Source organism: Psychrobacillus sp. PGGUH221 (genome assembly GCF_042055255.1).
Taxonomy (GTDB): domain Bacteria; phylum Bacillota; class Bacilli; order Bacillales_A; family Planococcaceae; genus Psychrobacillus.
Window position 1 is genome coordinate 127,392 of the sequence record NZ_JAQMHQ010000006.1, and the last position, 15,887, is coordinate 143,278.

Genomic DNA, 15,887 nt, shown 5'->3' on the forward strand with positions numbered 1-15,887 from the left:
CCCCCATTTAAACTCTGCAAGTAATTGCACTTCTTCATAATCATAACGTAAGTTCCATGAGTTGACAATAATTTTCTCACATGTAATATTAAATTATAAGTAGAAATGCGGAAGGCGTCTGTCTTAAGGCGACTTTAAATTTTGGACGGCGCATGAAGCTTATAAGATACAGGAGTGATAATGTTGGCTCGTTTAGCTGCTTTGATCGTATTATTGATTCCTGGAATTTTAGCTGCATTTGGGATTAAATTAATGAGAGATACCTTTTTCGGAATACATATTCTCCCTTTTGGTGCTTTATGGTTTCAATTTATTTGCGGAATAGTTTTTACTGTTTTAGGTCTTGGTTTCTTCGCAGGCTTTTTGTTGAACAGAGATCGAAAAAATGGAAAAGTAGCTCCTCGCTTTGAGAAGAAGAAGGACTAGCAATACAAAAAAGACGATGATTAAACAAATCATCGTCTTTTTTGTATGTTTAATACTTTTTCTGGATAGTCAGTAATCCAACCAATAACACATTCATGTGGATTTTGTAAGTATTTTTCATTTCCTTTTATATTGTAAAACCGCATAGGATAACCTGCATTCCAAATGGTGTTCATCAACTTAGTTCCATAAAACTTTTTATTCAAATGAATTGCATTGAACTTTTTTATAGAAAGGACATAATCCCAATCAGAATTTTTTTTCCCAATAAAAGCAGTTTGCACATCTAAATTCATAGCGTGTATCGTTTCTAAAATACTAAATTCAAAAGATGAAAAATGAACATCATTTACTGCCATGCTCTTTTCGACAACTTCACGAATCTTTTCACTTTTTCCTAGAAAGGATTCTTTCAATTCAATATTTAGCTTCATGCCTGTCGGAATGATAAATTGTAGGAATTGATCAAACGTTAAGACTCTACTTCCGAAAAACTTTCGAAAAAAACTACTTCCTAGTTTCAGTTGTAAAACCTCTTCTGCAAGCATGTCCGTAATTCTTCGTTTATTGCCAGCTAAACGGAAAAAATCGATATCATGCGTAACAAATGCAACGCCGTCAGCAGATAATTGCAAATCTAACTCAATGCCATCTACACGAACATCTACAGCTTTTTTAAAAGCATTCAAAGAATTTTCTACTGATTTATTGGAAACACCTCTATGCGCATAAACCGGTATGTTATACATTTAATTCCCCATTTTCAAGCTTAAATTTACCTTTTGTTGATTTTGTTAATAACGATGACTTATTGCTAATTTGAATAATAGTACCTGGACTTGCTTCTTTTGTAATATTAATAAAATAGTCAGTTGTTTGACGAAGCATCTTCAATATACGCTGAATCTCTATATCCAAATCCTTCATATTTGCTTGCAACACATTGTACTTTTGTTTTGTCTGTTCATAGACAGCAATTTGCTCTTTAGACATTGTATCTTTAAATTGTTGTAGCTGACTAACGGTAGCATTTAATTTTGTGGACTCATTTTGTAGCTTCATTAACTCTTCTGCTTTTATCTTTGCATTTTCTGTTAATATTTTTCGATCTATCCCTTGCACAATAAGTTCCGTTTTTCTTTCTAAATTGTTTCCTGAGTATGCAGTAGTGATGGAATTAATAGCAATTGCTTTTCCACCAATAATTTTGCCTTTTCTCTCGTCTAAAATAATTTCATTCCCGAAAACAGTGGAACCTAAACTATAAAGTCCAATATGAACGTTTTCCTTTGCTTCTAAAGAACATTCATTTGCATGTTTGATGAATATATTTCTAAAAGCCTCTACTTTCGTGACATCTTTTCCAAAAATACCACCTTTGATAAAGACATCACCTTCAGTAGACTTAATAAGCTCTGCGGCATTTACCCCATCTTTTGCTTCAATAGAAATATCTCCGGAAGCGACAATCGAATAACCCGGCATCACAGTTCCTTTCACCTGAATCGAACCATCAAATTTTAAGTTTCCGGTTTCTAAACCGACATCTCCATCAATAACTAGATGCTTCTGAACGGTGAGTGCTCCATTTACTTCTCCAATTACTCCATTTGTTTTGGAACGCAAAACGGTCTTCCCAACTTCTTCGACTTCATATGCAGTTTGCGGATCGTATTTTAATGGTAGATCTTCACCCATACTCGCAGCTATTTCTTGTCCAAATATATTTATACCATCTATACCTTTACGTGGTGGAATTTTTTCTCCTAGCCATGATCCTTCTTTTATTTCGACTAAAAAGTTCATATCAAAGTAATCTGCTTTTCCGTCTTCCTTTATTTCAGGTTTCTTTTCTGCCTGTTGTAAGTATGTTATTTGCGCATCAGCACCTTTTTTGGGGTGCAAGCCTGTTGCAACTATGTAAGGTTTTCCTGTCATAACTTTTTGAAAATCAATTGGTACTTGTCCATAAATAATTTGATGATCAGCTAGAAGTTTACGAATTATCGTTTGAATTTCTTGTGTATGCTCTTGAATATAACTTTGGGATTCATAAATTGTTACCAATGCTTGCATTTTATCAGGACTTATTTCCAGTTCAACACTATCAATCCAACTACCAATTTCTATCTGTTCGAGTGACTTTTTATCAACTGCTTTTTTTAAGGCCATAAAATTTGAAATTCTTAATCGAGCATATTTACGAGTCATTTGATCAAACTTTTTCAAATTAAAACTATTATTTTTAATTTCAATGAAAACCCTTCCATTTTCTTCTGAAAGAATAATTTCATCCGTTTCTTCTATTATCATAAATGCTTCACATCCTTCCTCTTACTATTATACTCACTTTTCAAAATATAAGGGCAACAATATAAAAAGTATCTTCATTTATTATAGCAAAGGAAGATACTTTGTAATGTATAACTTTTCAGTTAATTTATGAATTTCAGCTAGCCATATTCTCCATACGAATCTTGTCTGCAATCATTGCGATGAATTCGCTATTAGTTGGCTTGCTTTTCAGATGATGTACCGTATAACCAAACATTTTAGAAATAGTTTCGTAATTTCCGCGGTTCCATGCTACTTCGATGGCATGACGAATCGCTCTTTCTACACGAGATGGCGTTGTTTGGAACTTTTTCGCGATTTCTGGATAAAGAACTTTTGTAATAGAACCAAGTAACTCAATATCCGTGTATACCATTTGAATTGCCTCTCTTAAATATGAATAACCTTTTATATGTGCAGGAACACCAATTTCTTTTATAACATTTGTGATGATGTTGTCAATAACTCGTTTATTTTGCATTGCTTCTCTTTCTGGATTTGCTTTTGCTGGTACTTCTTGTATGCTTTCTTTTCTACCAGCCACTTGTTTGATCTGTGTAACTAAACGGTCAAATTCAAAAGGCTTTAGCATAAAATAAGATGCTCCAAGTTCAGCTGCTTGTTTCATTACATCCTCTTGACCAAAGGCAGTTAACATAATGACTTGAAGATTATTGATTTTGTCATTTTTTTGCAAACTATCCAATACAGCAATACCATCTAAATGAGGCATTATTATATCTAATAGTAGTACGTCAGGTTCAACTGTTTCGAGTAATTCTAAACAAAGTTTCCCATTGACAGCTGTACCAACTACTTCTATTTCCGAATGTTTGTCAAAATATGAATCCATTGTCCGAATTAAATCTTTGTTGTCATCCACTATTACAATTTTTATTTTTTCCATTTTGCCTCATCCACCTTTTGTAATTTTTCACTTAGATAGTATGTATTCGCTCTTTTTTGACTTCTTCCTTTATTTTTGTTAAAAATAAGTCTTTACTAATACGATTTCTTTGAATTACGACAATATGGTAATGGTTTCTACCCTTTTGTCGAATTTTCTTTATTTCATTGTATATGTTGTCATCAAAAAAGGCTACACCTAATTACGGTGTAGCCTTTTACATTTTTATCATGGATTTTTTTTCATCATTTCTTTTATGGACAAAGCTGCACCGTTTTTTGGTTTATCTACATACATATGCGTGACAACACCGATTAGCTTATCTTGCTGTATAATAGGACTTCCACTCATGCCTTGGAGAATTCCTCCTGTTTTTTCTATGAGCGTTTTATCAATTACTGTAAACTGAAAAAGATAGTCCTCAACAGTTGTAATTTCTATTGAAAAGTCCTGTACTTTTTCGCCATCGATTGAAGTTCGCATAATTGCTTTACCTGTCGTTATTGCTTCCTTGTCAGCTACTTCTACTTCTTGCATCGGAATATTTTCAATCGCATTTTTTTCAAGTTTTCCAAAAATACCGTACACATTGTTTTCATTTACTCCTCCGATGGGAGAAGTGTTATTTTGATGTGAGGTAATTTTGTATCCTGGCTTGCCTGGAATACTTTTCTTTATTTGAAGTATGGAAGACAAGTATATCGATCCTTCCGAAAAACTAGGTGTTAAACCGGATGGATGATCCACAATTTGATGTCCTAAGGCACCAAATTCATTCGTTTCCAAATCAAAATACGTTAATGTACCGATTCCTTCTGTAGCATCTTTCAAAAATGGAAGAAGTTTCAGTATTTGGTCAGAAGTGATTTCTTTTGTATACATTTTTTTATTTCGCTCATAATGAATAGTGATTTGTTCTTTCTCTTTTATATGGGTTTTAACGTCTTCCATCGTTCGAACATTTTCGGAATTGACCTGTTTAATTGCGTCACCTGTTCGCAACCAATAATCATCGGTTAGTAAGACATCATTGCCAAGTACCACAGCTCCGTACTGTAGGTCAATTTGAATGGATTGTCCTAATGGGACAACTGAGGAAGTAGTATTTTGTGCAAAAGTGGAGTTGACTGCAAAGAATAAAGTAAAGAAAAGTATTGTAATTAGCGACCATATACGATAGCTTGGCTTCATATTTCACCTCCTATACAAATACTATATCCTGTTGAATAAAGTCTATGTGAGGTAAATAATTGATAAAAAAAGAAGACCTCTATTCGCAAGGTCTTCACGCATGTCTTAACAATTTTTTTCTTTCTTTTGCCAATTTCAGCAGTTCTTTTGAATGCTGCAATGTAGTGCTTGTAATTTCAGCTCCTGACATCATGCGACTTAATTCCTCCGCTCGCTGATCATCAACTACTTCTTCCAGATTCGTGTATGTTCTGTTTTTTGAAACAATCTTTTTTATCATTAAATGCTGATCGGCCATTGCTGCAACTTGTGGTAAATGCGAAATGCATAATACTTGTGAATCTGTTGCAATTCCTGCAATCTTTTCTGCAATTGCTTGGGCTACTCGTCCACTTACCCCAGTATCTACCTCATCAAATATAATGGACGTTATACCTTGATGCTTGGAAAAAATGCTTTTTAATGCAAGCATCATCCTCGATAATTCTCCACCAGATGCGATTTTAGTTAACGCTTTAAGAGGTTCACCTACATTTGTTGATATATAAAATGATAAATCGTCTATACCATTTTCGTTATATGTTGTATTGGCATGCTCATGAAACATAACAGAAAAAGTCGCTTTTTCCATATAGAGTTCTTTTAATTGTTCCATAATAGCTTTACTTAGTTGTTTTGCAGCTATTTTTCGTTTATCCGTTAAATCTTTAGCTTCTAATTCTAAATCTTTTTCTATTTGTTTTATCTTTTCTGCAGTTTTTTGAATTTGCTCATCTCTGTTGACTAACTGCTCGAGACTATTTGATATTTTATTTTTATATTCTAAAATATCTTCAATCGATTGGCCATACTTCCTTTTTAAGGATTGAATAAATGCTAGTCGGTCTTCTACAATTTGAAGTTGATTGCTGTCGTACTCCATTTCGTCTAATTCACTTTTTAATTGGTATGCAGCATCTTGTAAAATGTAAAATGCGGATGATACATTTTCACTTAACTCGAGCATCTTTTTATCAATATCGGAAATATCCTGTAAGTCTGCCATTGCAGTTCCGATATAATCTAACCCTTTAGATTCGGATAGTATCGCTTCATAAGCGCTACTCATTTTGTCAAATACCTTATGAAAATTTTGGAGCTTCTTTTTTTCTTCTTGAAGTTGTTCCTCTTCCCCAACAATTAAATTGGCATCATTTATTTCATCTACTTGAAATGTAAACAGGTCTATTTTATGAGCGATTTGCTGTTCATTCTCAGTTAAAGTCGCTAAATCTTTTTTCAACTTTTTATATTTTGTAAAAAGTTCTTTATATGACTCTTTTACAAGTCTTATTTTTTCCCCTGCAAACTGGTCTAGTAAATAAATATGTGCTTTTTCATCCATTAATTCTTGGCTCTCGTGCTGACCATGTATATCAATGAGAGAGGCTCCAATCTCACGTAATATACCAATGGTTACTAATTTACCGTTTATTCGACATACACTTTTTCCTGAGTCATTAATATCTCTTCTTAAAATGATGGTTTCTTCATCTAAATCTATACCTACATCCGCCATTTTGTTAAAAACTACATGTTTAGGATTCGTGATTATGAATAACCCTTCTAATTCTGCTTTCTTTGTTCCATGTCTTATAAATTCTTGCGAACCTCTTCCACCACACAACAAATGTACAGCATCAATTATTATCGATTTTCCTGCACCTGTCTCTCCAGTTAACACTGTAAGTCCTTCTTCAAAGCTAACTGTTAATTCGTCTATAATTGCAAAATTTTTAATCGACAATTCTTTTAACACTAGCTTTCACCTCATTATAAAATTAACTTTAGGAAACTCCCTCATATTAAAAAATACGAGCTACGCTAAAGACATTATATTATAGCATTTCAAGTAATCGGTTTTTTACTTCTTCGGACTCCGATTCTTGTCTACATAAGATTAAACACGTGTCATCCCCACAAATTGTACCTAATATTTCAGACCAATCCAAATAATCGATCAAAGATCCGATAGCATGTGCATTACCTGGTAACGTTTTCATTACTAAAAAATGACTTGCTCCATCAATACTGACAAATGCATCCGTTAATGCACGACGTAATTTTTGAGTAGGATTGAATCTTTGATCAGCTGGTAAACTGTACTTATAACTTCCATTAGGTAGAGGTACTTTCACTAAATGCAATTCTTTAATATCTCTTGAGACAGTTGCTTGTGTGACATTGTATCCAGCATTCTTCAAAGAATCGACTAAATCATCTTGCGTTTCTATTTCATTATTAGCAATAATATCGCGTATTCTAATATGTCTTTGTCCTTTATTCATTTCTTTCACCTCTTCGTATAATTATACCGGTTAATTAATACATTAGCATTTCATTCCAAAAGGCACAAGAAAAAACGCGACTCTAATTATGAGTCGCGCTTACCTATAATAGAGAATGCGCTTCGTTCACTAGCTGTTTAAAATCTATTTGATGAGGAATTACTTCGCCTTCATTAACATTTACTAAATGAAACAGGAATTCAATATTTCCTTCTCCACCGGTTATAGGAGAATAGGAAGCGTCTTTAAGTTGGTAATGCTGACTTTCTGCAAAATCTGCAATATCGTTCAACACATCAATATGAACTGATTTGTCACGAACGACCCCTTTTTTACCAACTCGATCTTTTCCAGCTTCAAACTGAGGCTTGACTAACGCAATAACATCACCATTTGGAACAAGAATAGTTTTTAAAGTAGGAAAGATTAGTTTAAGAGAGATAAAAGAAACATCGATCGATGCAAATGAAGGTAACCCTTCATGAAAATCAGCAGGCGTTGAATACCGGAAATTTGTCTTTTCCATTACAGTAACTCGTGAATCTTGACGAATTTTCCATGCAAGTTGGTTACTACCAACATCAAGTGCATATGCATGTTTAACACCATTTTGTAATCCACAATCAGTAAAACCACCTGTAGAAGAGCCAATATCTAACATGATTTTGTCTTGAATTATCAGTTCAAATTGTTCTAATGCCTTCTCAAGCTTCAGACCGCCTCTACTGACATATTTCAATACTTGACCCTTCACAGATAAAATAGAGTTAACATCTATTTTTTCGCCTGGCTTATCTATACGTTCTTCTTTAAGATAAATTTGCCCGGCCATTATGGCGCGCTTTGCTTTTTCTCGAGTTTCAAATAAGCCTTGTTCAACTAATAATATATCTACTCGTTCTTTTGAAGACTTCGTCATGATGATATATACCTGTTATTTGACGCGACTGATTTTTCTACTAATTCAACTATATCATCACTCGTGATATTAATTTCTTCTAATAATTGATTGACGTCACCGTGTTCGATAAACATATCTGGAATACCAATACGATTAACATTTGCTTGTAAATTGTTGTCATTGAAGAATTCAAGAACTGCACTTCCGAAACCACCTTCGAGCATGCTTTCTTCTACAGTAATAATTGGTATATTACGTTGTTGTAAAGAACGAAGCATCTCTTCATCTAAAGGCTTAATGAAACGAGCATTGATCACTTCTACTGAAATATTTGCTTGTTCAAGTCGTTCTGCAGCTTGAAGCGCCATTGGAATTGTTGTACCAAAAGTTAAAATCGAAGCTTGAGTGCCTTCTTTCAATACTTCCCAAGTACCTATAGGAATAGACTTTAAATCCTCATCCATTGGTACTCCTAGTCCATTTCCTCGAGGATATCGAAGCGCTATTGGTCCATCTGCATATTCAAATGCAGTTTTAACCATATGCTGCCCTTCATTTTCGTCTTTTGGCATCATTAATACCATATTAGGCATATGACGTAAAAATGGAATATCAAATACACCTTGATGGGTCTCTCCATCTGCACCGACTAATCCTGCCCGATCAATACCAATGACCACATTTAAGTTTTGGCGACAAATATCGTGCAGTACTTGATCGTAAGCACGTTGTAGAAACGTGGAGTAAATGACTAAGAACGGTTTCATACCGTCTACTGCAAGACCCGCAGCCATTGTAGTTGCATGTTGTTCTGCAATACCTACATCAATCATACGATCAGGAAATTCCGAAGCAAATCCCTCGAGTTTAGATCCTACTGGCATCGCAGGTGTAATAGCAACGATACGCTTATCATCCCTTGCCAATTTACGTGCGGTCTCAGCGATTAAACCACTCCAAGATGGTGCTTTTGATGAGGATTTGATAAGGTCACCTGTTTCCATTTTATATGGACCAGTTCCATGCCAAGTTCCTATCTTATCATTTTCAGCTGGTTTGTAGCCTTTACCTTTTTTCGTTATCACATGAAGAAGGACAGGGCCTTTCATCTTTTTGGCATTTTTAAGATTTTCTTCTAATGCTTCAAAGTTATGCCCGTCTATTGGACCTAGATACGTAAATCCTAGTTCTTCAAAAAAGACACCAGATACAAGTAAATATTTTAAACTATCTTTTACACGTTCTGCTGTTCCTGCTAGCTTTCCACCTACTGCAGGTATTTTCTTTAATAAATATTCTAAATCATCTTTAGCTCTGTTATACGTACCATGGGTGCGTAATTTTCCAAGTATATTATGAAGCGCCCCAACGTTTGGAGCTATAGACATTTCATTATCATTTAAAATAACAATCATATCTGTTTTTTCATGCCCAATGTGGTTTAGCGCTTCAAGAGCCATGCCACCAGTAAGTGCTCCGTCCCCAATAATCGGAATAACGAAATTAGATTTTTTTTGTAAATCACGGGACTTTGCCATTCCCATTGCAGCAGAAAGAGACGTAGAACTATGACCTGCTTCCCACACGTCATGTTCGCTTTCTATACGCTTTGGAAATCCACACAATCCTTTAAATTGGCGTAGTGTATCAAACTGATCTGCTCTGCCAGTTAAAATTTTGTGCACATACGCTTGATGTCCTACATCCCACAATAGTTTATCAACCGGACTGTTAAATGCACGATGAAGTGCAATGGTGAGCTCTACTACTCCAAGATTTGGGCCGATATGTCCACCTGTTACAGATAACTTTTCTATTAAAAACGATCGGATGTCTTCACTTAATTCCTTTAATTGTTCGTTATTTAAACTTTTCAAAAAGGATGGGCTAGAAATTGAAGTTAAATCCATTGCCATCACACACCTTCTTTTAGATTTCCTTCGTAATACGTTAGGTAATATCATACCAATAAACTGTTATAAAACAAAATTATTCGCTATCAATTGGCCCTTTTCGTTATATAATTTGCGAGTTCCACTAATAGACCTTGATGTAAATTAATTTCCTGAAGAGCTTGAAAAGCCATATTATATTGGTTTTGCAACTCTTCTTTTGCCCCTTCTAGTGTTAAGATAGATGGGTATGTATTTTTCTCACTCAAAATATCTTTTCCAGCAGTTTTGCCTAATTGTTCAGAAGTTCCTTCTATATCCAGAATATCGTCTTGTATTTGAAATGCTAATCCTATATGGTATGCATATTTCATTAATGCTTCCATTATTTCATCGCTTGCATTAGCTATGATGCCTCCTGCTAAAATACTTATTGTAAGGAGTGCACCAGTTTTATTTACATGAACTTTTTCTAATTCCGCTAGTGTTAAAGATCTTCCTTCTCCTAGCATATCTAGCACCTGCCCACCGACCATTCCTTCTGCACCAGCTGAAAAACTTAACTTGTCAATCAATTTTACTTTTTGTTCTGCAGTAAGATTCGGTAGTCGTGCAATTATCCCGAAAGAAAATGTCACAAGTGCGTCACCTGCTAATATTGCAAGTGCTTCTCCAAAGACTACATGATTCGTCGGTTTACCACGGCGAAGATCATCGTTGTCCATTGCCGGTAGATCATCGTGTATCAGTGAATAAGTATGAATCATTTCAATCGCACTGGCAACAACAAGCGCATCCTCATTATTTGTTTGCAGTTCTTTTAAAACTGCTAATGTGAATAACGGTCTTATTCTTTTACCCCCTGCTTGTAAAGAGTAATCCATTGCATCTTTCAGTTCCTGGGGTGCTTTAAGGTCATTTATTAATATAGACATCTTTTGCTCAATAGTTGGTAAATTTGAATCGATAAAAGAATGCAATAAATTATTCATTACTATTACCTTCTTTTTCCGTATTATCCCCTATATAAGAGACTAGCTGTTTTTCAGCACTTTGTAATTTTTCACTACATAATTTTGATAACTCCATCCCTTTTTGATAGAGTTCGATTGCATTTTCAAGTGGTACGTCGCCTTGCTCCAATTGACGAACGATATTTTCTAATTGCAACATCGCCTCATCAAACGGGATTTCTTTTTTAGCCATGAAAATTAGTCCCCTTTCCCTCTCTTCTCAGCATCTTTTACAATCGCTTCAACTTGGCCATCCGGGAGTGTAACAAAGATGGAATCTCCTTTAGCTACTTCTTCCACCGAATTAACCACTTTTCCATTTTTATACGTAATACTAAAACCTCGATCTATTATTTTCAATGGGTTCAAAGCTTCTAACGTACGAATCGACCCATGAAAATGCTGTCGATGTTTTTCGTATGTAGAAACAGTTGCTTGATTTAGTTGATTTGTTAAGACTTGGACTGACTTATACTGCAAATCAATCAATTTTTTTGGTGAAAGTTGGAGCATTCTTTTTTCTACTTGCGTAAAGTTTCGTTCTTTTTCACGATACAAGCGATTAGTTTCTCTTTGTAATTGCTGCTCCACACGTACGTATCTTTCTATAAAAGGACGATATAGTTTCTCAGGAGTTGCAAGTACAGGAGATTGTATAGCTCGGTTATATCTATTTTTTTCATCCTGTAGCTTCTTAGAAACAAAATTCAAGCAAGCGGATTGGAAGGAAAAAATATTTTTTAATAAATTTTCTTTACTAGGAACAGCCATTTCAGCAGCTGCAGTTGGTGTTGGTGCTCGTAAATCGGCAACAAAATCGGCAATTGTTGTATCCGTCTCATGCCCAACAGCACTTATAATAGGAATAGCACTATTGGAAATAGCCCTTACTACCGCTTCCTCGTTAAATGCCCATAAATCTTCGATAGATCCTCCACCTCGACCAACAATTAAGACATCAATGTTTTGCATATTATTTGCTTGCTCAATTGACTTTACAATGGATGGGGCAGCTTGAGGTCCTTGGACAATAGTTGGAAAAACGACTACCTCACTTATTGGATACCTACGTTCTAACGTTGTCAAAACATCACGAATAGCTGCTCCGGTTTTAGAAGTAACTACACCTATCATTTTAGGAAATATAGGAATCTGTTTTTTACGACTAGGATGGAATAAACCTTCCTGCTCCAGTTTCTTTTTTAATTGTTCAAATGCTAAAAAAAGCTCCCCAATACCATCCGGTTGAATAGTGGAAGCGTATAATTGGTATTGCCCAGCAGCTTCAAAAACGTTAATATCACCACGAACGAGTACATTCATCCCGCTTTCAGGTTTAAACTTTAACGATCTTGCGTGCATGGCAAACATAACGGATGTTAAACGTGCAGTATCGTCTTTTAAAGTGAAGTAAATATGTCCACTACTGTGAACCTTCACATTTGATAGTTCACCTTTTACGTATACGTCTCGTAAGTGAGTATCTGCGTCAAATTTACGTTTTATGTATTTAGTTAAAGCTTTTACCGTTAAGTATGTATGTGTTTGTGCAGTCACAAGAACAACTCCATTATGATTACAAGGTAAAAGCTGCCTTTCTAAACAGATTACAAAGTAGTTATACTTTACTTTTTACCTGTCTAGGCTTCGGCGCCTATGTCCTCTCAAGAAGAATACATAAGTCACTTTTGCTTTTCTAGAAAAACAGCTTATAGCTTATTAATTTTTAGATGTATTTTCGGCTGCTAAGCATGTGTTTTCCATTAGCATAGCAATCGTCATTGGACCTACTCCACCTGGTACTGGGGTAATTTTAGATGCGACTTCTTTTACAGAAGCAAAATTTACATCCCCACATAATTTGTTATTTTCATCTCGGTTAATTCCTACATCAATTACAACTGCACCTTCTTTTACATAGCTAGCATCGATCATTTTAGCACGACCAGTTGCCACTACTAAAATATCCGCTTGTTTTGTAAATGCATGCAGGTCTTTTGTTCTGGAATGACAATATGTAACAGTTGCATCTTTTTGGAGTAAAAGTTGTCCCATTGGCTTACCCACAATATTACTTCTACCAATAATTACAGCATGTTTTCCTGCAACATCAATATTACTGTATTCTAATAATTTTAAAATACCAAATGGGGTACATGGAAGGAAGGTTTGTTGTCCGATCATCATTTTACCAACACTTACGGGGTGAAAACCATCAACATCTTTAAGTGGTGAGATTTTTGCGATCACTCGATCTTCATCAATTTGTTTTGGTAAAGGTAGTTGAACTAGGATTCCATGGATGTTTTCATCGTTGTTTAATAGCTCCACTTGTTTCAATAATTCAGCTTCTGAAACATCCTCGTCCAATTGGATAAGGATTGAATACATCCCTAATCTCTCACAAGTTTTAGTTTTGTTATTTACATATGTTTGAGAAGCAGGATTATTTCCAACTAACACAACAGCCAATCCAGGTGTAATACCTTTTGCTTTTAAAGCTTCTACTCTTTTTTGGACTTTTTCTGTAACTTGTCCAGCAATTTGTTTACCATCAATTAAATTGTCTAACACCATTAACTCTCCTTCACTCCGGACCATTATTGATCTGTATATTTAGATAATACACCATTTACAAATCGGCTAGATTTCTCATCTCCGAAAACCTTACAAATTTCTAAAGCCTCGTTAATAGCTACTTTTGCAGGGGTTTCTTCTGTAAACATTAGTTCAAAAACAGCAATACGTAGAACTGTGCGTTCAATTTTTGGTAGTCGAGAAAGCGACCAATTTTCTAGCTTTTCTGTTAATGAAGCATCAATCTGCTCTTTATGCTCAATCACACCTCTAACTAACATTGTTAGAAAAGTATCTTGTTCATCTGTAACATGACCAATTGCTTCCTCTATAGAAATTTCATGGTTATCTAACTGAAATAGCGCTTGTAATGCTAGCTCTCTTGCTTTTCTTCGTTTCATTATTTAGTTCTCCTTTAAATGTAACTATCTAAACAATCATAGCATATTTCTCTTTAGATTGCGTACTAGAAAGCAGAAAATATAAAGAAAATGCATGGAGAATACATACTAAATATAAAAAGAGCCATCCATGGATGACTCTTTCTTTTTATTCGGCTGAATCGAATTGTACACCTGTAATATGAACATTCACTTCTTTTGGCACTAAACTAGTCATATTTTCAATTGCTTGTCGGATTTGAGATTGCACTTCTCTAGCAACCGTGGGAACGGAAGCACCGTATTTTACAAGGCAATATACATCGATAAACAAACCATCAGCTGTTATTTCTGTCTTAATACCTTTGCCATGCACTTTTTTACCCAGACGCTCTACAACTCCCGAAGCAAGGTTTCCGCGTGTTCCAGCGATACCATCTACTTCATTTGTTGCAATGCCTGCGATTACAGTAATAACTTCAGGTGCAATTTCAATTGTCCCTAAGTCATCTTTTCCTTCAGGAGTCATTTGAACAAATTTTTGTTCGTTTGTTTCTGACATTTTTTTCACTCCTTTTATGAATTGATTACATCGTACTTCTCTAAAAATTTTGTGTCAAAATCTCCAGAAACAAACACTTCGTGATTCATCAATTTTTCGTGGAATAAAATAGTCGTTTCCACACCATCTATGACAAATTCACCTAATGCGCGTTTCATTTTTGCAATTGCTTCTTCACGAGTATCTCCAAACGTAATTAGTTTAGCTACCATCGAATCATAAAATGGTGGAATACTATAACCTGGATACATTGCAGAATCAACACGAACACCATACCCACCTGGAGCAAGATACATGTCAATTCTCCCTGGAGATGGCATGAAGTTTTTAGCTGGATTTTCTGCATTGATACGACATTCAATTGCCCATCCCTTAATTTGAATATCTTTTTGTTCAAAAGCTAATTTTTCTCCAGAAGCAATTTTTAACTGTTGTTGAATCAAATCAATACCAGTAACCATTTCAGTAACTGGATGCTCTACTTGAATACGCGTATTCATTTCCATAAAGTAAAATTTTTGATTGATATGATCAAATATAAATTCTACTGTTCCAGCACTCTTATAGTCTACAGCAAGCGCAGCTTTTACAGCTGCCTCTCCCATTGCAGAACGAATTTCTTCGGATAATGCTGGAGATGGTGCTTCTTCCACGAGCTTTTGCATTCTACGTTGAATAGAACAATCACGCTCACCTAAGTGTACAGCATTTCCTTGTCCATCTGCCAATACTTGGATTTCAACATGTCTAAATTCTTCTATAAATTTCTCTAAGTAAACTCCTGGATTACCAAATGCAGCAGCGGCTTCTTTTTGAGTAATTTTAATTCCTTTTACTAGTTCTTCTTCATCCCTAGCAACACGAATTCCTTTACCGCCGCCTCCAGCAGTTGCTTTAATGATTACTGGAAAACCAATCTCATTAGCAATTTTCAAACCCTCTTCTTCATCTGCGACAATTCCAACAGAACCTGGTACTACTGGTACTCCAGCTTTTCTCATTGTTTCTCTTGCAACGTCCTTAGTACCCATACTAGAGATGGCAGATGAGGATGGTCCGATAAATGTGATAGCACATTCTTCACATAACTCTGCAAAGCTTGCATTTTCTGCCAAAAATCCGTACCCAGGATGAATTCCATCACAACCAGTTAGTTTAGCAACACTAATAATATTAGAAAAATTTAAATATGAATCCTTCGATAATCTCGGACCGATACAATAAGCTTCATCCGCTATCTGAACATGTAACGCGTCGCGATCTGCTTCTGAATATACTGCAACTGTCTCTATATCCATTTCTTTGCAAGCTCGAATGATACGAACCGCAATTTCTCCACGATTGGCTATTAATACTTTTTTCATCAATCTTGCCCCT

At 35.3% G+C, this 15,887-nt stretch carries 16 protein-coding genes; 1 reads left to right on the top strand and 15 read right to left on the bottom strand.

All coding sequences use genetic code 11. From position 1 onward, the window contains the following. Nucleotides 1–183 precede the first annotated feature (183 nt). The gene (locus PGC35_RS11555) at nt 184–426 is read left to right on the top strand and encodes a DUF2627 domain-containing protein (protein ID WP_053588926.1); all 243 of its coding nucleotides are present in this window, start codon (nt 184–186) and stop codon (nt 424–426) included. Nucleotides 427–455: 29 nt separating this feature from the next. Here the strand turns inward: PGC35_RS11555 and PGC35_RS11560 are convergent, their stop codons facing one another. The 15 genes from PGC35_RS11560 to accC form a co-directional block, all read right to left on the bottom strand. Beyond that, nucleotides 456–1,175: a glycerophosphodiester phosphodiesterase gene (locus PGC35_RS11560; RefSeq protein WP_375219294.1), complete on the bottom strand. Its 720-nt coding sequence runs from the start codon at nt 1,173–1,175 to the stop codon at nt 456–458. After that, nucleotides 1,168–2,739, bottom strand: coding sequence for a flagellar assembly protein A (locus PGC35_RS11565; RefSeq protein WP_375219295.1), 1,572 nt, complete (start codon nt 2,737–2,739; stop codon nt 1,168–1,170). Before PGC35_RS11565 ends, PGC35_RS11560 begins: the two co-directional genes overlap by 8 nt. A 136-nt stretch (nt 2,740–2,875) precedes the next feature. Beyond that, nucleotides 2,876–3,667, bottom strand: a complete 792-nt coding sequence (gene spo0A / locus PGC35_RS11570; RefSeq protein ID WP_053588923.1) for a sporulation transcription factor Spo0A — start codon at nt 3,665–3,667, stop codon at nt 2,876–2,878. Between the two features lie 228 nt (nt 3,668–3,895). Then, nucleotides 3,896–4,858: a SpoIVB peptidase S55 domain-containing protein gene (locus PGC35_RS11575; RefSeq protein WP_375219296.1), complete on the bottom strand. Its 963-nt coding sequence runs from the start codon at nt 4,856–4,858 to the stop codon at nt 3,896–3,898. Between the two features lie 94 nt (nt 4,859–4,952). Beyond that, entirely contained in the window at nt 4,953–6,656 is a 1,704-nt protein-coding gene (gene recN, locus PGC35_RS11580) for a DNA repair protein RecN (RefSeq protein ID WP_375219297.1), read from the bottom strand. 79 nt (nt 6,657–6,735) lie between these two features. Continuing rightward, nucleotides 6,736–7,185: a transcriptional regulator AhrC/ArgR gene (gene ahrC, locus PGC35_RS11585; RefSeq protein WP_375219298.1), complete on the bottom strand. Its 450-nt coding sequence runs from the start codon at nt 7,183–7,185 to the stop codon at nt 6,736–6,738. Nucleotides 7,186–7,288: 103 nt separating this feature from the next. Beyond that, nucleotides 7,289–8,104 (bottom strand): TlyA family RNA methyltransferase, encoded by an 816-nt coding sequence (locus PGC35_RS11590; RefSeq protein WP_375219299.1) that lies wholly within the window; start codon nt 8,102–8,104, stop codon nt 7,289–7,291. Continuing rightward, nucleotides 8,101–9,996, bottom strand: a complete 1,896-nt coding sequence (dxs, locus tag PGC35_RS11595) for a 1-deoxy-D-xylulose-5-phosphate synthase (protein ID WP_056832104.1) — start codon at nt 9,994–9,996, stop codon at nt 8,101–8,103. Before dxs ends, PGC35_RS11590 begins: the two co-directional genes overlap by 4 nt. 89 nt (nt 9,997–10,085) lie before the next feature. Continuing rightward, nucleotides 10,086–10,970, bottom strand: coding sequence for a polyprenyl synthetase family protein (locus PGC35_RS11600; RefSeq protein ID WP_375219300.1), 885 nt, complete (start codon nt 10,968–10,970; stop codon nt 10,086–10,088). Continuing rightward, nucleotides 10,963–11,184, bottom strand: coding sequence for an exodeoxyribonuclease VII small subunit (gene xseB, locus PGC35_RS11605; protein WP_053588917.1), 222 nt, complete (start codon nt 11,182–11,184; stop codon nt 10,963–10,965). The genes PGC35_RS11600 and xseB overlap by 8 nt, the downstream gene beginning before the upstream one ends. Nucleotides 11,185–11,189: 5 nt before the next feature. Beyond that, nucleotides 11,190–12,548 (bottom strand): exodeoxyribonuclease VII large subunit, encoded by a 1,359-nt coding sequence (xseA, locus tag PGC35_RS11610; protein WP_375219301.1) that lies wholly within the window; start codon nt 12,546–12,548, stop codon nt 11,190–11,192. Nucleotides 12,549–12,710: 162 nt separating this feature from the next. Further along, a complete protein-coding gene (gene folD, locus PGC35_RS11615) occupies nt 12,711–13,565 on the bottom strand; it encodes a bifunctional methylenetetrahydrofolate dehydrogenase/methenyltetrahydrofolate cyclohydrolase FolD (protein WP_375219302.1) in 855 nt (284 codons plus the stop codon). Nucleotides 13,566–13,591: 26 nt separating this feature from the next. After that, a complete protein-coding gene (gene nusB / locus PGC35_RS11620; protein WP_275785604.1) occupies nt 13,592–13,969 on the bottom strand; it encodes a transcription antitermination factor NusB in 378 nt (125 codons plus the stop codon). 148 nt (nt 13,970–14,117) lie between these two features. Then, on the bottom strand, nt 14,118–14,510 hold the full coding sequence (locus tag PGC35_RS11625) for an Asp23/Gls24 family envelope stress response protein (protein ID WP_053588913.1): 393 nt from the start codon (nt 14,508–14,510) through the stop codon (nt 14,118–14,120). A 14-nt stretch (nt 14,511–14,524) separates the two neighbouring features. Next, the gene (gene accC / locus PGC35_RS11630; RefSeq protein ID WP_375219303.1) at nt 14,525–15,874 is read right to left on the bottom strand and encodes an acetyl-CoA carboxylase biotin carboxylase subunit; all 1,350 of its coding nucleotides are present in this window, start codon (nt 15,872–15,874) and stop codon (nt 14,525–14,527) included. Between the last annotated feature and the right edge of the window lie 13 nt (nt 15,875–15,887).